This is a genomic window from Xanthomonas sp. 3498 (assembly GCF_014199795.1).
In the GTDB taxonomy this organism is placed as follows: domain Bacteria; phylum Pseudomonadota; class Gammaproteobacteria; order Xanthomonadales; family Xanthomonadaceae; genus Xanthomonas_A; species Xanthomonas_A rydalmerensis.
Genome location: NZ_JACHOH010000006.1, coordinates 239,782 through 258,927 on the forward strand (window position 1 = coordinate 239,782; position 19,146 = coordinate 258,927).

At 68.7% G+C, this 19,146-nt stretch carries 16 protein-coding genes; 8 read left to right on the forward strand and 8 right to left on the reverse strand.

Going from position 1 to position 19,146, the window contains the following annotated elements; genetic code table 11:
* The first annotated feature begins 93 nt into the window (after window positions 1-93).
* Window positions 94-1,659 carry a sulfotransferase gene (locus tag GGR66_RS17000; protein WP_184449275.1) on the forward strand — a complete coding sequence of 522 codons (1,566 nt, stop codon included), beginning with the start codon at window positions 94-96 and terminating at the stop codon, window positions 1,657-1,659.
* Between the two features lie 176 nt (window positions 1,660-1,835).
* On the opposite strand, the gene GGR66_RS17005 is transcribed toward GGR66_RS17000, so the two are convergent.
* Entirely contained in the window at window positions 1,836-2,225 is a 390-nt protein-coding gene (locus GGR66_RS17005; RefSeq protein WP_184449277.1) for a cupin domain-containing protein, read from the reverse strand.
* Between the two features lie 284 nt (window positions 2,226-2,509).
* Window positions 2,510-5,269: a TonB-dependent receptor gene (locus tag GGR66_RS17010; RefSeq protein WP_184449279.1), complete on the reverse strand. Its 2,760-nt coding sequence runs from the start codon at window positions 5,267-5,269 to the stop codon at window positions 2,510-2,512.
* Between the two features lie 766 nt (window positions 5,270-6,035).
* Between GGR66_RS17010 and apbC the strand changes: the two genes are divergently transcribed.
* The 3 genes from apbC (at window position 6,036) to GGR66_RS17025 (ending at window position 8,158) form a co-directional block, all read left to right on the forward strand.
* A complete protein-coding gene (gene apbC, locus GGR66_RS17015; protein ID WP_184449281.1) occupies window positions 6,036-6,887 on the forward strand; it encodes an iron-sulfur cluster carrier protein ApbC in 852 nt (283 codons plus the stop codon).
* 130 nt (window positions 6,888-7,017) lie between these two features.
* On the forward strand, window positions 7,018-7,590 hold the full coding sequence (gene dcd / locus GGR66_RS17020) for a dCTP deaminase (protein ID WP_010340509.1): 573 nt from the start codon (window positions 7,018-7,020) through the stop codon (window positions 7,588-7,590).
* A gap of 40 nt (window positions 7,591-7,630) precedes the next feature.
* On the forward strand, window positions 7,631-8,158 hold the full coding sequence (locus GGR66_RS17025; RefSeq protein WP_160968361.1) for an RDD family protein: 528 nt from the start codon (window positions 7,631-7,633) through the stop codon (window positions 8,156-8,158).
* Between the two features lie 128 nt (window positions 8,159-8,286).
* On the opposite strand, the gene GGR66_RS17030 is transcribed toward GGR66_RS17025, so the two are convergent.
* From GGR66_RS17030 to GGR66_RS17040, 3 genes are read right to left on the reverse strand one after another with little or no spacing between them, the layout of a single operon-like run.
* Window positions 8,287-8,454 (reverse strand): DUF5668 domain-containing protein, encoded by a 168-nt coding sequence (locus GGR66_RS17030; protein ID WP_003467495.1) that lies wholly within the window; start codon window positions 8,452-8,454, stop codon window positions 8,287-8,289.
* Window positions 8,455-8,482: 28 nt separating this feature from the next.
* Window positions 8,483-8,890 carry an HIT family protein gene (locus GGR66_RS17035; RefSeq protein WP_184449283.1) on the reverse strand — a complete coding sequence of 136 codons (408 nt, stop codon included), beginning with the start codon at window positions 8,888-8,890 and terminating at the stop codon, window positions 8,483-8,485.
* Window positions 8,891-8,898: 8 nt separating this feature from the next.
* Window positions 8,899-9,561, reverse strand: a complete 663-nt coding sequence (locus GGR66_RS17040) for a dienelactone hydrolase family protein (RefSeq protein WP_184449285.1) — start codon at window positions 9,559-9,561, stop codon at window positions 8,899-8,901.
* Between the two features lie 157 nt (window positions 9,562-9,718).
* On the opposite strand from GGR66_RS17040, the gene rimO reads away from it, so the two are divergent.
* A complete protein-coding gene (rimO, locus tag GGR66_RS17045) occupies window positions 9,719-11,110 on the forward strand; it encodes a 30S ribosomal protein S12 methylthiotransferase RimO (protein WP_184449287.1) in 1,392 nt (463 codons plus the stop codon).
* 39 nt (window positions 11,111-11,149) lie between these two features.
* On the opposite strand, the gene greB is transcribed toward rimO, so the two are convergent.
* Entirely contained in the window at window positions 11,150-11,656 is a 507-nt protein-coding gene (greB, locus tag GGR66_RS17050; RefSeq protein ID WP_184449288.1) for a transcription elongation factor GreB, read from the reverse strand.
* A 108-nt stretch (window positions 11,657-11,764) separates the two neighbouring features.
* Between greB and GGR66_RS17055 the strand changes: the two genes are divergently transcribed.
* Window positions 11,765-13,204, forward strand: coding sequence for a rhomboid family intramembrane serine protease (locus GGR66_RS17055; RefSeq protein ID WP_184449290.1), 1,440 nt, complete (start codon window positions 11,765-11,767; stop codon window positions 13,202-13,204).
* 52 nt (window positions 13,205-13,256) lie between these two features.
* On the opposite strand, the gene GGR66_RS17060 is transcribed toward GGR66_RS17055, so the two are convergent.
* A complete protein-coding gene (locus GGR66_RS17060) occupies window positions 13,257-14,537 on the reverse strand; it encodes a hypothetical protein (protein ID WP_184449292.1) in 1,281 nt (426 codons plus the stop codon).
* Window positions 14,538-14,782: 245 nt separating this feature from the next.
* Here GGR66_RS17060 and nudK point away from each other — a divergent pair, with 245 nt between their 5' ends.
* Window positions 14,783-15,385, forward strand: a complete 603-nt coding sequence (gene nudK, locus GGR66_RS17065; protein WP_160970559.1) for a GDP-mannose pyrophosphatase NudK — start codon at window positions 14,783-14,785, stop codon at window positions 15,383-15,385.
* A 213-nt stretch (window positions 15,386-15,598) separates the two neighbouring features.
* Here nudK and GGR66_RS17070 read toward each other — a convergent pair whose 3' ends face one another.
* Window positions 15,599-17,119, reverse strand: a complete 1,521-nt coding sequence (locus tag GGR66_RS17070) for a helicase HerA-like domain-containing protein (protein ID WP_326521054.1) — start codon at window positions 17,117-17,119, stop codon at window positions 15,599-15,601.
* A 317-nt stretch (window positions 17,120-17,436) separates the two neighbouring features.
* Between GGR66_RS17070 and GGR66_RS17075 the strand changes: the two genes are divergently transcribed.
* Window positions 17,437-19,035, forward strand: a complete 1,599-nt coding sequence (locus tag GGR66_RS17075; protein WP_160970557.1) for a transglycosylase SLT domain-containing protein — start codon at window positions 17,437-17,439, stop codon at window positions 19,033-19,035.
* Window positions 19,036-19,146: the final 111 nt, after the last annotated feature.

Sequence of the window (19,146 nt, forward strand, 5' to 3'; positions counted from 1 at the left end):
CACGCGAATGCTGCGCTGCGGTCATAATCGGAGACTGCCGCGCGCGCCTGCGTGCCGTCGCGGCCAGCCTTCCAGGGGAGATCGGGCGCATCCATGAGCGAACAGGTTCAGCTCTACAACCAGGCCATCGCTGCGCTCAATCGCGGCGACTGGCCGCAGGCGCTGCGGATCGCGCAGCTGCTGCTGCAGGCCTTGCCGCAGCATCCGGGCGTGCATTTCGTCGCCGGTGTGGCGGCGCTGGAGCTGCAGCAGATGCAGGCCGCGGCCGTGCATCTGCACCAGGCGGCGACGCTGAATCCCGAGCGCGCCGACTACGCGGCGCAACTGGCGCGGGTGCTGGCGATGGGGCGGTTCCTGCAGGATGCGCACCGGTTCGCCGATCACGCGATGGCGCTGCAGCCCACCGATGCGCATACCCTGGACACGCTGGGCGTGGTCTACAGCCAGGTCAACGAACACGCCGCCTCGCTGCAGGCGTTCACGCGCGCGGTGCAGGCGGCGCCGCAGCAGGCCAGCTTCCGTTACAACCTGGGGACCTCGCTGCTGTTCTCCGGAAAGCTGCAGGAGGCCGAGGCCGAATACCGCGCCTGCCTCGCGCTGGAGCCGCGCTACTGGAAGGTGTATCTGTCGCTGTCGCAACTGCGCAAGTGGACGCCGGAAGAGAACAATCTGGAGATGCTCGACGCCGCGCTGGCGTCGGCCGGCGACGATCCCGACGCGGTGCTGTACCTGAACCTGGCGCTGGCCAAGGAGCACGAGGACCTTGGCGATTACCGCGCGGCGTTCCGCGGCTATGTGCAGGGAAAGTCGGTGCACAAGCGTGCGCGCGGCTACACCTCCGAGCGCGACGCGCGCCTGTTCGACGCCCTGCAGCGGACCTTCCGCGCCGACGACGCGCCGGTGGCGGGTTTCGAGAGCGAGGAACCGATCTTCGTGATCGGCATGCCGCGCAGCGGCACCACGCTGGTGGACCGTATCCTGTCCAGCCATCCGCAGGTGCATTCGGCGGGCGAGCTGCAGAACTTCTCGGTGGTGCTCAAGCGCCTGACCGGCACGCCGTCGCCGGAGATCCTCGACGTCGCCACGCTGAGCCAGGTGCAGGGACTGGACTGGCGCGCGCTCGGCCGCGGCTACGTCGAATCCACGCGCCCTGGGACCGCGTTGAAGCCGCGCTTCGTGGACAAGCTGCCGCACAATTTCCTCTACGCCGGCCACATCGCACGCGCGCTGCCGAAGGCGAAGATCGTGTGCCTGCGGCGCGATCCGATGGACACCTGCCTGAGCAACTTCCGCCAGTTGTTCGCGCTGTCCTCGCCGTACTACGACTATTCCTTCGACCTGATGGACGTCGGCCGCTACTTCCTGATGTTCGACCGGCTGATGGCGCACTGGAACGCGGTGCTGCCGCAACGCATCCTGCAGGTCGACTACGAGGATCTGGTGACCGCGCAGGAGCCGACCACGCGCCGCCTGCTGGACTTCTGCGGTTTGCCTTGGAACGACGCCTGCCTAAGCTTCGAGCAGAACCAGGCGCCGGTGGCCACCGCCAGCGTGGTGCAGGTGCGCACGTCGATGACGCGTTCCTACATGGGCCGCTGGCAGCGCTACGGCGAGGATCTGCAGGAACTGAAGGCGTTGTTGGCGGCGTTCTATCCGTAAAAGGCTGGGCCAGCCGCCCGGCCGATCCCTGCCGATTCCATGAGCTGTCGCGCTGGCGGTCGCATCCGGCGCGCGCGCCTACGCGCGCTGCATTCGTGGCGCGTGACGACCAATACGCGTTTTGCATTGCGTCCTGACTGTGGCGACGCTGCCGCAATGCGCCTGGCCGGCGTCGCCTAGTCCAGATCGGTCTGAATCCAGGTCGGCGAATGATGGATGTCCATCGTCTGCAGGCGGCCGGGACCCAGGTTCTCGAATCGGTGCGGCACGCCGGCGGGGCCGAAGACCACCTCTCCAGCCGCGGCCTCGAGCGTGCTGTCGCCGACGAAGAAACGCGCACGTCCGACCAGGACCACGAAGGTCTCGTCGTACGGATGGACATGGCGCGGCGGGCCATCGCCGATCGCATCCGTGCCGTAGGTCAGCACGGTGACCGCGCCGCCCAACGCGGCGCCGGCGACGACGCCGTGCCACGGCGGCGGCGTGTCCGCGTCGAACAGCCGTGCCTGCGTGGCCGGCCGCCCATCCGCGGCGAAGGTGGCGGGATCGAAGTCGCGACGTGGCATTGGCTGCTCCATAAAACGTAGTGCGCCATCAGGGGATGCCGACGCGGATGCTCCGCGTCGGCGACGATGGATCGGCTGGGCGCGATTACATCATGGGCGATTGGTGCTGGCTGACACGATATCGGAACGCTGCCGTGCGCAAACCGCGCGAGCCTTACGGAGCTTGTCTAACGCGCAAGAGGGATTGGCGTCTGCGCTGACCTGGACGGCTGCGCAGGCCGCGAAGGCGAGGCAAAAAAAAGCCCACCCTTGCGGGTGGGCTCCATGTCTACCTGCGCGTCGGCTTACTTGCCGAACGAGTAACGCATTTCCAGGTAGTACGCACGGCCGTACACGTCGAAGTTGTAGTTGTTGTACGCCCACTGCGCGCTGCCCAGGTAGGTCGGGTCGAGCGGGGGCATCTTGTTGAACACGTTGGTCACCATCAGCGACAGCTCCATGCCCTCGAACGCCTTGTAGGTGACACTGGCGTTATGGGTGATGTGCGAAGGCAGCTTGCCTGCGCCATCGGCGCCGTACCCCTTGATGCTGACCGTCGGGGCATAGTTTGGAGTCTTGTCGAACCAGTTCGCGTACCAGGTGGTCGAGAACTTGCCGATGTCCCAGGTCAGCGAGGCGTCGGCCTTGCGCTTCGGATCGGTGCTCCAGTACGGATCGTTCAGCAGATCCACCGGCGTGTCGCCCTTGTAGCGCACGGACTTATGGCGCAGGTTCTCGCTGTAGCTGGCGATGGTGCTGAGATCGCCCCAACGGCCCAGGTCGTAGCCGTAGCGGAACGAGGCGGTGACCGCCTCCAGCTTCTGGTTGGAGACGTTGATCTTTGGCGTGTAGATGTTGGTGATCTGGCCGGCCGCATTGCGTGTCACCTGCGACGCTGTCTGCTCACACAGTGCAGAATTGGCATCGTCGATGCCGGCGCGGCAGCGGTAGTCTTGCAGGCTCAAGCCATCGGCGCTCTGCTGGGTCACTTCATCATTGATGTCCCAGTTGAGGTAGTCGACGGTCAGCGCCATGCGGTCCACCGGCGACCACACGAAGCCGGCGCTCCACACATCCGCATTGATCGGCTTCAGGTCCAGGCTGCCGGACTGCGTACCGCGGAACTGACGGCTGGAGTACGCCTGCGGGCAGTTGTCGGTATTGCCCGGCAGGTAGCCGCGCTGCGCGCACTGGTAGTAGTCGACGACGCTGTTGTAGTAGCCGCTCTGGCCCTGGTACAGATCGGACAGGGTCGGTGCGCGGAACGCGGTGCCGTACTTGCCGCGCAGCAGCAGGGTCTCGAACGGACGGTATTCCAGCGAAATGCCGTAAGTCGGCTTGTCGATGGTGCGACCGCTGGCCTTGTACGCGTCGTAGCGCCCGGACAGGGTGATGGTCAGGGGATCGAACACCGGCATGCGCAGTTCCGAGGTCAGCGCGTAGCGGTCGCGCTGGCCGCCGCCGGCCACCGAGGTCAGGCCCCAGACTTCGCCATTGAGGATCACCGGATCCGGCGCGTAGTCCCACTTCTGCTTGCCGTATTCGCCGACCACGGCCAGGCCGGCGTCGCCGCCGGGCAGGCTGAACAGCTTGGTATTAGTGGCCTGCACGCGGAACATGCCGTCGGAGGTCTTGCTCTTGTTGGTGGCCTGGCCGGTGAAGCTGGCGAAGTCCGCCTGACTGATCGGCGAGTAGAACGCCGCATAGTTCGGCGAATACACCGGGTAGGCGCCGTACAGCGGATCCAGGCCGAGCTGCGGACCCAGCACACGGTTCACGAAGAACTGGTCGATCGCGTTCTTGTAGCGGACCAGCTGGCGCTCCTCCAACTTGTACTGGGTGTAGGTGACGCCGGCATCGTAGTCCCAGTTCGACTGGCCGAGCTGGCCCTGGGCGCCAAAGGTCACGCGCACCGAGTCGCTCTTGTCGCGGCTCATCGTGTCCTTGATGCCGTTGATGCCCATTTCTTCCGGGGCGAACGAGCGCTGCAGGTTCAGTAGGTCGCCCACCTTCGGATCGTAGTAGTAGCCGAAATCAGCGGCGGTGCCCCACCAGATGTAGTTGGAGCCGGAGTTGTACTTGACCTCTTCGTGGCTGTAGAGCACATCGCCATACAACTGGACGTTGTCGTTCAGGTCATGGGTACCATGGATATAGGCCTGCAGCGACTTGGTGCCGCTGTCCAGGGTGCGGTAGCCCGGCGTGAACTTGGAACCGCAGAAGTAGGTGTCGCCGAAGCCTGGACGCTGCTGCAACCCCTCGGTACCGCCGAACAGGCCGGACACATTGCCGCACCTGGCTGGATCCAAGAACTTGTAGCTGGTGAACGGGCTGTAGACCAGGAAATCGCGGCTCGCCAGCTGGGGGGTGGTGCCCTGGGTATTGAACTGCTTGGTCTGGTCGCGCTGGTAGGCCCAGATCGGATCCTTCTCTTCGTACTGCACGCCGCCCAGGATGCTGGTGCGCCCATCGGCCGAGGTCCAGCCGTCGGCGAAGGTGGTGCGGAAGTTGCTGCCGCCGCCCTCGGAGAAGCCGCCGCCGCGGATGCTGAACACCGCGCCGTCCATCTTCTTCTTGAGGATGACGTTGATCACGCCGGCGATCGCGTCGGAGCCGTACAGCGACGACTGGCCGCCCGGCAGGATTTCGATGCGGTCGACCAGGTCGATCGGAATGCCGCTGATGTTGTTGAACGTGTCGCTACCGTTGTACAGCGCCGGATAGTTCGACATCGGACGGCCGTCGATCAGGTACTTCACGTAGCCCGGCGGCAGGCCGAACAGGCTCACCGTCTTCGCGCCCTGGGTGAAGGTGCCCGAGCTCTGCCCGCCCTGCACGCCGCCGGTGGCGAACGAGCTCTTCTGCAGCACGTCGGCGACGGTGCTGAAGCCGCGCGCCTTGATCTCTTGAGCGCTGATCGTGGTGACCGGAGTGGCGACCTCGATCTCGGTCTGCGGAATCAGCGAGCCGGTGACGGTGATCTTGTCGAGATTCGTCGCCTTGTCGGTCTTGTCATCGGTCGTGGCGTCCTGCGCGAAGGCGGCGAACGCGGCCGGAACAAGCATGGCGGAGGCCAGTGCGGCACTCAGGTGGCTGTGCTTGAAACTACGAGTATGACGAGCAGTCATCTTTCTCTATCCCCGAAAATCAATCGATAAGGCGAGGGGCCTCGTGCCGCGACATGTGCCTTGAAAGTGGGGTCGCATCCTGCGACCAACCCAAACGTAACACGGACTTAACGAAGTTTGTACGTGGCTGTCACTTTTTTCGTCTACAAGCGAAAAGTGCGGCGATCGGGCAGGAAACGTCGGCAAACGCCGGGTCCTAGCGCCCGCGTAGACAAATTTCGCGCTGCTTTGCACCATTACGGGGCGTTGTTTGTACAGGTTGCTGACTGGCGTGGCGTCGGCGGCGGCCAGGCGTTGGAAGGCTTGCGCCAACTGGGCTGGAGAGACCGCCTGCCGGCGCGGCACAGGCACCAGCGCACCATTTCGGTGAGTACGTTTCTCCATCCTGGGGCGTGGGACTGCGGGCGGTCCCGCAGCGGCGTGGTGCGCCTCGATCCCGGCGTCCGTGTCGCGGGTGACCCTGGCGAGGGTCGCCGAGAGGAGAAAAGCAGGTTGCCGCCGACGCCGGGCGCGATTTGCGCAAAGTCGCCAGCGCTCCCGTCGCCGCGGCACGGGACCCCGCACCGGCACACTTGTATAGTCATGTGTCTGTGCGGCCCGCGACGCTGCCGCTGTCCGCGGCCGCGTTCGCGGTCCATGTTTCCTTTTCGTCCCGCGCCCGCCCCTGGCGTGCGCTGCCGACGCTTCTCTATTGAGTTTCCCGATGACCGAACGCCCGCGTCTCCCCGCCCATGCCGTCCAGCCCAAGCTCGCCCCGCATCCGCGCATCCGCAACGTCATCGCTGTCGGCTCCGGCAAGGGCGGGGTGGGCAAGTCCACCACCGCGGTGAACCTGGCGCTGGCCCTGCAGCGCCAGGGCGCGCGCGTCGGCGTGCTGGATGCCGACGTCTACGGCCCCAGCGTGCCGGCCATGCTCGGCCTGAGCGGGCGCCCGGACAGCCCGGACGACAAGAGCATCGAGCCGATGCGCGCCTTCGGCATCGAGGCGATGTCGATCGGGCTGCTGGTGGACCAGGACACGCCGATGATCTGGCGCGGGCCGATGGCGACCTCGGCGCTCACCCAACTGTTCGCCGACACCCTGTGGGACGACCTGGACTACCTGCTGATCGACCTGCCGCCCGGCACCGGCGACATCCAGCTGACCCTGGCGCAGAAGATCCCGGTGGCCGGCGCGGTGATCGTCACCACCCCGCAGGACATCGCCACGCTGGATGCGAAGAAGGCGTTGAAGATGTTCGAGAAGGTCGAGGTGCCGGTGCTGGGCATCGTCGAGAACATGGCGGTGCACACCTGCAGCCACTGCGGCCATGTCGAGCATCTGTTCGGCGAGGGCGGCGGCCAGCGCATGGCGCAGCAGTACGGCGTGCCGTTGCTGGGTTCGCTGCCGCTGGCGATCGCGATCCGCGAGCAGGGCGACGCCGGCACTCCGCTGGTGGCCGCGGCGCCTGAGTCGGCTGCGGCGCAGGCCTATCTGGCCACCGCGCAGCGCCTGACCGAGGAACTGCGCAAGCGCCCGCGCGCCGCCATCCCGATCTCCGCGGCATTGCGCTGAGCGGCGCGCGGCGCCTGCCGCGAACGCCCTGCGACCGGCTAGAATCGCCGGTCATTGCGACCGGCCGCATCTGCCGGCCGCGTTCCCGGCGCGCAGGCTGCGGCCTGCCGCCACCGCATCAGGAAGCCCCATGAGCATCAAGAGCGACCGCTGGATCCGCCGCATGTCCGAACAGCACGGCATGATCGCGCCCTACGAACCGGGCCAGGTCAAGCAGGTCGACGGCCAGCGTATCGTCAGTTACGGCACCTCCAGCTACGGCTACGACGTGCGCTGCTCGCGCGAGTTCAAGGTGTTCACCAACATCAACTCGACCATCGTCGATCCCAAGCACTTCGACCCCAAGAGCTTCGTCGACATCGAGGCCGACGAGTGCATCATCCCGCCCAACAGCTTCGCGCTGGCGCGCACGGTGGAATTCTTCCGCATCCCGCGCGACACCCTGGTGGTGTGCCTGGGCAAGAGCACCTATGCGCGCTGCGGCATCATCGTCAACGTCACCCCGCTGGAACCGGAGTGGGAGGGGCACGTGACCCTGGAATTCAGCAACACCACGCCGCTGCCGGCGCGCATCTACGCCAACGAAGGCGTGGCGCAGATGTTGTTCTTCCAGTCCGATGCCGACGACGTCTGCGAGACCAGCTACAAGGATCGCGGCGGCAAGTACCAGGGCCAGACCGGCGTGACCCTGCCCAAGACCTGACCTTTCCAACCCCGTTTTCCGACAGCACAAGGAGCGCGCAATGAACGACCCCAATCCCTACCAGGCCCCCGACGCGGCGTTGCCGCCCGCGCTGCCCGGCGCCGCCGACGGCGAGGTCCTCGCCGGCCGCGGCGAGCGCCTCGGCGCGGCGCTGATCGACGGCGTGATCTCGCTGGCGACGTTCCTGCCGGTGGCGGCACTGACCGGCTACTTCGGCAAGGTCATGGAGGCCGCGCGCAGCGGCGTACAGGTGTCGTTTCTGACCACGCTCGGCTATGGCGTGCTGGGCATGCTGATCTTCCTGCTGGTGCAGGGCTACCCGCTGGCCAAGAGCGGGCAGACCTGGGGCAAGAAGCTGCTGTGGATCCGCATCGCCGACCTGGAGGGTGGGCAGCCGCCGTTCTGGCGCCTGATCGCGCTGCGCTATCTGCCGACCCAGGCGATCTCGCTGGTGCCGATCGTGGGCGGCATCTACGCCCTGGTGGACGCGCTGTTCATCTTCCGCCAGGACAAGCGCTGCCTGCACGACCTGATCGCCGGCACCCGCGTGGTCAACGTCCGCCGCTGAGCCCGCGGTCGCGACAACGCGCCTCGCGCCAAGCGGAGGCGCTCGCGAAAGCCGCGCGCGGCACAGCGGCTGGAGTGGGGAATCGCCCTAGCGAATCCCCACTCCCAAATCCCCAATCCCGGCCCCACCTACTTGCCGCGGCCGAACAACATGCCGACGCCGACCGCGACCAGGATCGCCGGCCACCAGGTGGCGATCAGCCGGCCCAGGCTCAGGTTGGTCCAGCCCAGGTTGTTGGCCAGGAACACCAGGCCGATCACGATCAGCACGATGGCGGCGATCACATTGGATTTCATGGAGGCGCGGCTTCCGCAAAAAGGGCGCCTATCGTAGCCGCTGGCGCCATGCCGCAACACGCGCCTGCAGTTCCTCGGCCGGCAGCCGCTGTGCCGTGCCGCTGCCCCACACCGGGCCGGGCCAGGCGGCATCGCCGGGATGCCGTCCCAGCACGTGCACGTGCAGTTGCTGCACCACGTTGCCCAGCGCGCCGATGTTGAGCTTGTGCACGCCCGGTTCCTGGCGCAGCAGTTGCGAGAGTTGGTTGATCTCGGCCAGCAGCAGGCGCTGCTGGCCGCCGTCCAGGTCGATCCACTCGCTGGCCGCGGCCACCCGCGGCACCAGCAGCAGCCAGGGGAAGCGTGCGTCGTCCATCAGCCGCACCTGCGACAGCGGCCCGTCGGCGACGAACGCGCTGTCGGCCTGCAGCCGCGGGTCCAGGACGAACTCGGCCATGCCGCGGCTCAGCCCAGGTGCTCGGCGAGGAACGCCAGGCTGCGTTCGCGGGCGAGCTCGGCGCTGTCGGCGTCGTAGTGGTTCGGGTCGACGTGGCGGTCGAAGCCGTGGCCGGCCGGGTACACGAAGGTCTGCATCTGCGGCAGCTTTTCGCGGTGCTGCTGGATCGAGTCGGCCGGGATGCTGCCGTCCTGCGCGCCGAAGTGGAACAGCACCGGCGCCTTCGGCGTCTCGTCCAGGAACTGGGTGTTGCGGCCGCCGTAGTAGCTCACCGAAGGCAGGCCCAGGCGCAGCGCCGCCAGCAGCGCGACGCTGCCGCCCCAGCAGTAGCCCAGGGTGCCGACCTTGCCGGCCGGCGCCAGCGCCTGCGCGGCCGCCTGCACGATGTCCAGGGCGCGGTCGAAGCCGAGCGCACCGACCAGTTCCAGGCCCTTGCGCACGCCGTCCTGGTCGTACGCCAGTTGCGCGTCCTTCTCGACCGGATCGAACAGCGCCGGCGCCAGCACTTCGTAGCCGTGCGCGGCGTAGCGGTCGGCGACCTCGCGGATGTAGTCGGTCACCCCGAAGATCTCCTGGATGACGACCAGGCCGCCGCGCGGCGTGCCTTCGGGCAGGGCGTGCCAGGCGGAAACCTGGCCGTGAGCGGTGTCGAGTGTGGTCCAGTGGCCCATGAGCGGCGTCCTGTGGGGTGGGGGAAGCGGCCGATTATCCATCGCCCGGGCTAAGCCGGGGTGAGCGGGCGCACACCGGGCCTCGGCCGCGCCGGCGGCCACGGCCCGGTATACTTCGCGCGCTGTTTTTCTCCCAGGCCCCCGGACCCCGGCCCCAATGTCTCTTGCGACCCCCAAAGTCGGCTTCGTCAGCCTCGGCTGCCCGAAGGCCCTTGTCGATTCCGAACGCATCCTCACCCAGCTGCGCGTGGAGGGCTATGCGATCGTGCCCAGCTACGACGCGGCCGACGTGGTGGTGGTCAATACCTGCGGTTTCATCGATTCGGCGGTGGCCGAGTCGATGGAGGCGATCGGCGAAGCCATGGCCGAGAACGGCAAGGTCATCGTCACCGGTTGCCTGGGCAAGCGCTCGGAGCAGATCCGTGCGGCCTATCCGGACGTGCTGGCGGTGTCCGGCCCGCAGGACTACCAGAGCGTGATGGAAGCGGTGCATGCGGCGCTGCCGCCGCGCCACGATCCGTTCGTGGACCTGCTGCCGCGCGGCCGCGGCAGCAACGAAGACGACATCGGCGTCAAGCTGACGCCGCGGCATTACGCCTATCTGAAGATCTCCGAAGGCTGCAATCACCGTTGCAGCTTCTGCATCATTCCGTCGATGCGCGGCGACCTGGTGTCGCGCCCGGTCGACGAGGTGCTGCGCGAGGCCGAACGCCTGGTCAAGGGCGGGGTGCGCGAGTTGCTGGTGGTGTCGCAGGACACTTCGGCCTACGGCGTGGACCTGAAGTACGCCGAGCGCGAGTGGCGTGGCCGCGCCTACCAGACGCGGATGAAGGCGCTGTGCGAGGGCCTCTCCGAACTGGGCGCGTGGGCGCGCCTGCACTACGTGTATCCGTACCCGCACGTGGACGACGTGATCCCGCTGATGGCCGAGGGCAAGCTGCTGCCGTACCTGGACATCCCGTTCCAGCACGCCAGCCCGCGCATCCTCAAGCTGATGAAGCGGCCCGGCGCGGTCGAACGCACCCTGGAGCGCGTGCAGCGCTGGCGCGCGCTGTGCCCGGAGATCACCCTGCGTTCGACCTTCATCGTCGGTTTCCCCGGCGAGACCGACGCCGAGTTCGAGCAGTTGCTGGAGTTCCTCGACGCCGCGCAGCTCGATCGCGTCGGCGCCTTCGCCTATTCGCCGGTGGACGGCGCCAGCGCCAACGCGTTGCCGGATCCGGTGCCGGAAGCACTCAAGCAGGAGCGGCTGGCGCGCTTCATGGAGCGGCAGGCGGCAATTTCCGCCGCGCGCCTGGAAGCCAAGATCGGCAGCGTGCAGGAGTGCCTGGTCGACCTGCTGGAGGACGGCATCGCGGTGGCGCGCTCCAAGGCCGATGCGCCGGAGATCGACGGCCTGGTGCATATCCAGAACGGCGGCGAGCTGGGGCTGAAGCCGGGCGACCTGGTGCAGGTGGAGATCACCGACAGCGACGAGCACGACCTGTTCGGCGATGCGTTGCCGGTACCGGCGGCGTCGGCAACGTCGTTGGACCTGCGGGTGCTCTGAGGCCCTAGGCGGCCTGCGTGGCGCCACGGCGCCGCGCGCTTACGGCGCAGCGTAGTCCACCGCCACCACCACGAAGCTATGGCGGCCGCCGGGCAACTGCGCTTCCACTTCGTCGTCGACGCGCTTCTTCAGCAACGCCCGCGCCAGCGGCGAATCGATGCTGATCCAGCCGCGCGCCGCGTCGGTCTCGTCTGGGCCGACGATGCGGTAGCGGCGCAGTTCGCCGCTGTCGGCATCCTCCAGTTCGATCTGCGCACCGAAGAACACCGCCTGCGGGTCGGACGGCGCCTCGGCGACCACGCGCAGCGCTTCCAGGCGCTTGCTCAGGTAGCGCACGCGGCGGTCGATCTCGCCGAGTTGCTTCTTGCGGTAGGTGTACTCGGCGTTCTCCGAGCGGTCGCCCTCGGCCGCGGCCGCGGCCAGCGCCTTGACCACCTCGGGGCGTCGCACCCGCCACAGCTCCTCCAGCTCGGCCTTGAGCCGGGCATGGCCTTCCGGGGTGATCAGGGCGGTGCTTTTCTCGGCAGGGGGACGCCAGCGGCTCATCGGTGCGACTGCGGTGGAGCGGGGTGGCGATGCTAGCGCGTGCCTGCGGCTTGCGCACCCGCAGGCGATGGTCGAAGCTGGCGCGGCCTTGCACATGGACGTCGTTCGATGCTGATCCTGCCGCTGCACAAGCCGCTGTCGCGGGACAATTTTCCGCTGGTCACGCTGCTGCTGATCCTGCTCAACGTCGCGGTCTACGTCGGCTGGCAGCGCCACGACGGTGCGCCGCTACGGCAGGCGCAGCGCGATTATCTGGATTCCGGACTCGGCGCGCTGGAAGCGCCGGCCTATGCGCGCTATCTGCAGCGCAGCGGCCAGCGCGAGGCGTTGGCACGGCTGCAGCAGGTGCCGGCGGTGGAGCGGCCGGCCTTCGTCGGCGCCGCCACCTTGCACGACGTGCGCTTCCTGCAGGCCCTGCGCAGTGGCACGGCGTTCGCGGATGCCGACGCGCAACAGGCCTGGGCGCCGCTGCGCGCGCGCTACGACGCGCTGCTGCAGCGCGTGTTCACCCTGCGCCATGTGCAGCGCAGTTCCGAATGGGCGCCGGCACGCATGCTCACCGCGGCCTTCCTGCATGCCGACGCCCTGCACCTGATCGGCAACATGCTGTTCCTGCTGGCGCTGGGCACCTTGCTGGAAGGCGCGATCGGCGGCTGGCGGTTCCTGGCGGTGTATCTGCTCGGTGCGTTCGGCGCGAGTGCGGTGAGCCTGTGGTGGCGCTGGGGCGAGGCAGGAGCCGGCCTCGGCGCCTCCGGCGCCATCGCCGCGCTGATGGGCGCGTTCTGCGTGGTGTGGGGACGGCGCCCGGTGCGCTTCTTCTACTGGGTGGCGGTGCTGTTCGACTACGTGCGCGCGCCGGCCATCGCATTGCTGCCGCTGTGGCTGGGCTGGGAGCTGTACAACCTGCTGTTCAACGGCGATGCCGGCATCGGTTTCGACGCGCATGCCGGCGGCCTGGTGGTCGGCGCGCTGCTCGGCGCGGTGCTGGTGGCGACTGGTCAGACCCGCGAGGCGTTCCTGCGCGACGCTGGCGGCGCAGCGGCCGACGACCGCTGGGCGCGTGCGCAGGCGCATCTGGGGCGGATGGAACACGTCCAGGCTGGCATGCTGCTGGACGTGCTGGCCGCCGAAGCGCCACAGCGCTTCGATGTGGCGCTGGCGCGCTACCGCGTGGCGGCCAACGCCGGCCAGGCCGCGACGGCGCGGCTGCGGGCGCTGGCGCTGTTGCGCCTGGCGGCGCCGTCCGTGCAGGAGGCGCGGCAGCAGGCAGGGCTGCTGGAGGCGGCCGGTGAGTTGGACGCACCGACGCGCACCGCGTTGCTCGCGCGCTGGATGGCGCTGGGCCTGCTGGCCGAGGCGGAGGCGCTGCTGGCGCAGGACGCGGTCTCGCCGCGCGAGCAGCAGGCGCAGGCCTGGTTCCGGCTCGCGCTTGGCCATGGCGAACGCCAGGCCACGACGGAGTGGCGGCGCGTGCTGGAGGCACTGATCGTCCGCTATCCGGACCTGCCGCAGGCGGACAAGGCGCGATTCCTGCTCGCCAACGTCTGAGCGCGCTGCCTGGCGCGTGCGGGGCGCATGCAGCGTCCCGGAAGGACGCGCGCTAGACCGGCGCGATCGTCACCGCGCGCAACGCCGCCTGCAGCTTGCCGCGCTGCACATCGTCGTCGCAACGGGTCAGCGCGTCCTCCAGCAGACGACGCGCCTGCGCGTCCTCGCCGAAGCGCTCGCCCAGCAGCAAGGCGGCCTGCAGCGACCAGGTGCTGCGTTCCGGCGCGTTCGGCCAGGCGCGCAGCGCGGCCTGCAGGCCGTCGGCGGCGAGCCGGAACTGGCCCGCCAGTTGCGCGCGTTCGGCCAGCAGCGTGGCCTGTTCCGGCAGCAGCGGCACGAAGTCGGCATCGTCATCCAGTGCCTCGCGCTGCAGGGCCAGCGCCCGCCGTTCCTGCTTTTCCTGCAGCAGCCGGTGCATGTACTGGCGGGTGTGCTCGCGGCGCTCGTCGTGGCGCGCACTGCCGCGCAGCAGGCGCTGGTACAACTCGTGCACGCCCAGGCTCACCGCGCGGGTGCGCACTTCGCTGCGCAGCACCTGCAGCGCGTCCTCGGTGTGGCCGTCGCGCACCAGGTGTTCGGCCTCGTCGAGCACGCGCTGGTCCGGGTCGTGGCGGGCGAAGGCGGTGGCCGCATCGGCGGCCGGTTCGTAGCCCAGCACGGCGTGATACTGGTAGACCAGATAGCCCATCAGGTGGAAGGCCGCGAACAGGCCCCAGATCGTCACCACGGTGACCGCCAGGTCCGCGACCAGCGGCGGCAGGGCGCGCTGCAGCCAGGTGGCGGCGCCCAGCGCGCTGGCCTGGATCACGAACAGCAGGCCGAACGCGGCCAGGTACGGCCAGCCGATGCGCAGCGCCAGGCCGATCGACACGGCCGGGTTCAGCGCGCGGCGCAGGCTGCCGTCCATCGCCAGGGAAATCAGGAAGCCCGGCTGCAGCAATACCACCGCCAGCAGCATCAGCAGGCCGCCGACCGGCCCGGTCAGCAGCAGCGCGGCGAACACCGCCACGCCGAGCACGATCACCAGCGCCAGCAGCCGCACGACCACGCCGTCGCCGACGTCGAAACCGCGTTCCGGTGCGTCCAGATAGCCGTCGGCGGTGTGCCGCAGGATCTCGAAGGCGTACTTGTAGATCGCCAGGGTGGTGACGATGCCCAGGATCCAGCCGATGCCGGGCAGCATTCCCAGCAGGCTGCACAGGGTCAGTGCGATCAGCGCGTACAGGGCGCCGCCACGCAGCGGATACAGCGCGATGGCGCGGGTGCGCGCCCAGAACGGTTCGGGTGTGCTGCGGTGTGCGCGGCTTGCGCCCGCGCGACGACGGTCTTCCATGACGCCCCCTGTCTACGAAGTGCGACGATTGTGCGGGTCTGTCGCGACGGGTGCAATTGGGCGCTGGCCGTGGCGGCCGTGCGGTCGCCATGGCGGGTTGTGGCACGTGGAGCGCGGCCTGCTGCGCAAAGCGCTACCCCTGTCGCAGCGGCGCCGCGTGCGCTGGCTACACTCATGGCCCCGCGGCGAGTGCGCGTGTCGGGCATCGTGCCTGCCGCCTCGCCTTTCCCTTACAGGAGTTTCGCTTGGACCCTTCTTTCGTTTCCGAAAATCCGCGCGTGCGCGTCACCAATATCGAAGTGCTCTCGGACAATTGGTACGTGCTGCGCAAGGTCAGTTTCGATTTCCAGCGCCACGACGGCAGTTGGCAGGCGCTCACGCGCGAGGCCTACGACCGCGGCAATGGCGCGACCATCCTGCTGTACAGCCGCGCCAAGGGCACGGTGATGCTGACCCGCCAGTTCCGCTTGCCGACCCTGCTCAACGGCAACCCCGACGGCATGCTGATCGAAGCCTGCGCCGGCCTGCTCGATCGCCACGATCCGGAGACCTGCATCCGCAAGGAAACCGAAGAAGAGACCGGCTACCGGATCGAGAACGTGCGCAAGGTGTTCGAGGCGTTCATGAGTCCGGGCTCGGTGACCGAGCGGCTGTATTTCTTCGTAGGCGAATACGTGGACCGCGACAAGGTCGGTGCCGGTGGCGGCGTGGCCGCCGAGGGCGAGGAGATCGAGGTGCTGGAGCTGGCGCTCGATGCCGCGCTGGCGATGATCGACACCGGCGAGATCGCCGACGCCAAGACCATCATGCTGCTGCAGTACGCCAAGCTGCACGGGCTGTTGGGATAGCGCTGGCGCTGCGGGATGGCGCGGATGCCGTAGGAGCGGCTTCAGCCGCGACCGGCATTACCGGGAAAGCCCGGTCGCGGCTAAAGCCGCTCCTACGAGTGCGATGACATACGCGCTGGCCGCGGCAAAGCGCGCTTTGCAGATGCGCTGAAGCCGTTCTGATGGGATGCCCGTGACCTGGACGCCGCGGCGCGCATATCACGCGCGCCGCGCTCAGCGCTTGCCGCCGAAGATGCTGCCGAAGATGCCGCGCACGATCTGCTGGCCGATGCGGTTGCCGATGGTGCGCGAGGTCTGCTTGGCCATCGCCTCCAGCATGCCCTGGCGGCGCTTGGTGCCGAATACCGCGTCCTTGACCGCCTGGCCGAAGCCGCTGTCCTGCGCCTCGTCCTGTTCGCGGGTGCGCGCCGGCGGCGCGGCGCTGCGGTCGGCGCTCTGCTCGACGCGGCGCGCCAGCAGTTCCGCCGCCGATTCGCGATTGACCGGGGTGTCGTAGCGCGTGCCGACCGGGCTGCCGGCGCGCACCTGCGTGCGCTCGGCCTCGGTGATCGCGCCCATGCGGCAGCGCGGCGGCGCGATCAGGGTCTGCTGCACCGGTGTCGGCACGCCCTTGTCCTGCAGCGTGGACACCAGTGCCTCGCCGGTGCCGAGTTGCGAGATGGCCTTGGCCACGTCCAGCTTGGGATTGGCCACGAAGGTTTCGGCGGCGGTGCGCACCGCCTTCTGGTCGCGTGGCGTATAGGCGCGCAGCGCGTGCTGCACGCGATTGCCGAGCTGGCCGAGGATGCTGTCGGGCACGTCGTCCGGGAACTGCGAGCAGAAGTACACGCCCACGCCCTTGGAGCGGATCAGCCGCACCACCTGCTCGATGCGCTGCACCAGCGCCGGCGGCGCATCGTCGAACAGCAGGTGCGCTTCGTCGAACACGAACACCAGCTTGGGCTTGTCCAGGTCGCCCACTTCCGGCAGCCGTTCGAACAGTTCCGACAGCAGCCACAGCAGGAAGGTCGAGTACAGCCGCGGCTTGAGCACCAGTTGCGCGGCGGCGAGGATGCCGATCACGCCGCGGCCGTCGTGATCCACCCGCATGAGCTCGGCCAGGTCCAGCGCCGGCTCGCCGAAGAAGCCCTCGCCGCCGTCCTGCGCCAGGCGCAGCAGCGCGCGCTGGATCGCGGCCACCGACTGCGCGCTGACCAGGCCGTATTCGGTGGAGATGTCCTTGCGCTCTTCCACCACCAGCGCCAGCAGCGCGCGCAGGTCGTCCAGGTCGAGCAGCAGCAGGCCGCGGTCGTCGGCCAGCTTGAACACGATGTCGAGCACGCCGGCCTGGGTGTCGTTGAGTTCCAGCACGCGGGCCAGCAGGGTGGGGCCCATCTCGCTGACGGTGGTGCGTACCGGGTGGCCGAGCTGGCCGTACAGGTCCCAGAACACCACCGGATTGGCGGCCGGGGCGTAGTCGGCCACGCCGATCTCCCGGGCGCGCTGCAGCACCTTCTCGCTGCCGTCGCCGGGCATCGCCAGGCCGGCCACGTCGCCCTTGACGTCGGCCAGGAACACCGGCACGCCGATGCGCGAAAAGCCTTCGGCCAGGGTCATCAGGGTCACGGTCTTGCCGGTACCGGTGGCGCCGGCGACCAGGCCATGGCGATTGCCCAGGCGCGGTTGCAGCAGCACCGCGATGTCGTCGGTCACGCCTTTGCCTAGCAGGATCGGGTCCATATCGGGGTCCGCAATGAGATGCCGGGATTCTAGAGCGTCTGCGGCCTGGCCGAACGCGCGCAGGGTGCTCCGGAGCGCGCCGCGCTGCCCTGCAGAGGCGGCGCCGACTGCGAGGCCGCCTTTGCATGGTTTGGCCGTTCGCTGGTGCCGCCTGGGTGCCGTGCATCTGAACCAGCGTCGCTGCGGCCGGCGTATGCGGCGCCATGTTGCGGCGCGGGATGGCCGCCGGCGATGAACCTTGGCCCGCCGCGGGCCCGGCCGTGGCCGCGGCGACCTTGCCGCGATGCGACGGCGGGGGCTACCCTGCGGCCTTTCCGTCGCCGCGTCCCACCATGCCCCTTCCGTTCCGCTTCTCCCACGCGTGGCCCGTCGCGGCTGCCGTGGCGCTGACCTGTACCGCTCCTGCCGCCCAAGCCCGCGTGTCCGCCCGCGACCAGGCCGCCATCGCCGTCCTCGACCAGCGCCTGGCCGCCGCCGAGAAGCGCTACAACGACGCCCTGGTGCTGGTCGGCAACAGCGACCCCAAGGGCACTCAGGAAAGCGACGCCGCGCTGGAGGACATCGAGGACGTGATCCAGGCCTGCATCAAGCAGCGCGGCTGCGAGGTCGGTACCTATCTGGGCGCGTACAAGCGCCTGCTGAAGGCCAAGGCCGACGCGCAGGGCCAGGCCAGCGATGCCGATGCCACCGACGACGACTCCGCGCCGCTGCAGGCCGACCCCGACCACATCAGCCCGCTCGCTGCCGACGTGCCGGAAGCGGCGCGCGCGGCGCGCCTGCTCAACGACAAGCGCCACGCCTTCGATTCGATGGTGGAGTACAACCCGGCGGTGCAGGCCGGCATCCGCCGCTGGCTCACCGACATGCGCCCGTCGCTGATGAGCAGCTACGAGAACTACCAGAACCTGCGCGCGATCATGTGGCCGGAGTGGGAGAAGCGCGGCCTGCCGGAAGCGCTGCTGTTCGGCATCATCGCCAAGGAATCCAACGGCCGCGTGCACGCCAATTCGCGGGTGGGCGCCGCCGGGCTGATGCAGTTCATGCCGGCCACCGGGCGCCGCTTCGGCCTGGGCCCTGACGGCACCGGCTTCGATACCCGCTACGACGCGCGCAGCGCCGCCGAGGCCAGCGCCGTCTACATCAACGAGCGCATGGCCGAGCTCAACCGCAGCGTGGAACTGGCCCTGGCCGGCTACAACGGCGGCGAAGGTCGCGCGGCGCGCGTGTTCAACCAGATGCAGGGCCGCAGCTTCTGGGATGCGTCGGTGTACAACCAGTTCCCGGCCGAGACCAAGGACTACGTGCCGATGGTGATCGCCGCGGCGTGGATCTTCCTGCACCCGCAGCAGTACGGCGTGGCCTTCCCCAAGATCAATGCGCAGCCGGCCACGCTGCGCCTGGCCAAGTCCACCACCATTTACGAACTGACCATCTGTCTGGGCAGCGACGGCACCCGCGACGGCTACATGCGCGCGCTGCGCAACCTCAATCCGCGCTACGAGCCGGACGGCTGGATCCCGGCCGGGGTGACCATCAACGCCAACACCAAGATCGTCGGCCTGTACAACCGCTATTGCGTCAGCGGCCCGCGCGCCGACCTGGCGCGCGCGCTGATCACCGCCGACGTCACCGCCGCGGTGCGCAGCAGCAGCCCGGCGCCGGCCGCCGACCTCACCGGCAACGTGGCGGTGGGCGACGTCAGCCCGGTCGCCGGCGTGCCGACCACGGTGGCCACCGGCCGTCCCGCGCCGGCCAAGCCCAAGCAGAAGCAAGTGCGCAACTACCGCGTGGCCAAGGGCGACACCCTGGGCCGAATCGCCGACCGTCACGACTGCGATCTGAAGGAACTGGCCAAGGCCAACGGCCTGCGCGCGCCAGGCTATGCGCTGAAGCCGGGGCAATCGCTGAAGCTGGTGGGCTGCGAGAAGTAGGCCGGTTCCTTCTCCCCCCGGGACCATGGCCCCCTTTTCGGGGGAAGTTGGCGCGCAGCGCCGGATGAGGGTGCGGCGGCCTCGGTGTCGGATGGATGGCGTTTCGGCTAT

Bases quoted from the DNA above. Each gene is read 5' to 3' on its own strand.
- GGR66_RS17005 (WP_184449277.1), bottom strand. From the start codon at position 2,225: ATGCCACGTCGCGACTTCGATCCCGCCACCTTCGCCGCGGATGGGCGG.
- GGR66_RS17035 (WP_184449283.1), bottom strand. From the start codon at position 8,890: ATGGCCGAGTTCGTCCTGGACCCGCGGCTGCAGGCCGACAGCGCGTTC.
- GGR66_RS17000 (WP_184449275.1), top strand. From the start codon at position 94: ATGAGCGAACAGGTTCAGCTCTACAACCAGGCCATCGCTGCGCTCAAT.
- GGR66_RS17040 (WP_184449285.1), bottom strand. From the start codon at position 9,561: ATGGGCCACTGGACCACACTCGACACCGCTCACGGCCAGGTTTCCGCC.
- GGR66_RS17010 (WP_184449279.1), bottom strand. From the start codon at position 5,269: ATGCTTGTTCCGGCCGCGTTCGCCGCCTTCGCGCAGGACGCCACGACC.
- GGR66_RS17075 (WP_160970557.1), top strand. From the start codon at position 17,437: ATGCCCCTTCCGTTCCGCTTCTCCCACGCGTGGCCCGTCGCGGCTGCC.
- GGR66_RS17030 (WP_003467495.1), bottom strand. From the start codon at position 8,454: ATGAAATCCAATGTGATCGCCGCCATCGTGCTGATCGTGATCGGCCTG.
- apbC (WP_184449281.1), top strand. From the start codon at position 6,036: ATGACCGAACGCCCGCGTCTCCCCGCCCATGCCGTCCAGCCCAAGCTC.
- GGR66_RS17060 (WP_184449292.1), bottom strand. From the start codon at position 14,537: ATGGAAGACCGTCGTCGCGCGGGCGCAAGCCGCGCACACCGCAGCACA.
- dcd (WP_010340509.1), top strand. From the start codon at position 7,018: ATGAGCATCAAGAGCGACCGCTGGATCCGCCGCATGTCCGAACAGCAC.
- GGR66_RS17055 (WP_184449290.1), top strand. From the start codon at position 11,765: ATGCTGATCCTGCCGCTGCACAAGCCGCTGTCGCGGGACAATTTTCCG.
- greB (WP_184449288.1), bottom strand. From the start codon at position 11,656: ATGAGCCGCTGGCGTCCCCCTGCCGAGAAAAGCACCGCCCTGATCACC.
- rimO (WP_184449287.1), top strand. From the start codon at position 9,719: ATGTCTCTTGCGACCCCCAAAGTCGGCTTCGTCAGCCTCGGCTGCCCG.
- GGR66_RS17025 (WP_160968361.1), top strand. From the start codon at position 7,631: ATGAACGACCCCAATCCCTACCAGGCCCCCGACGCGGCGTTGCCGCCC.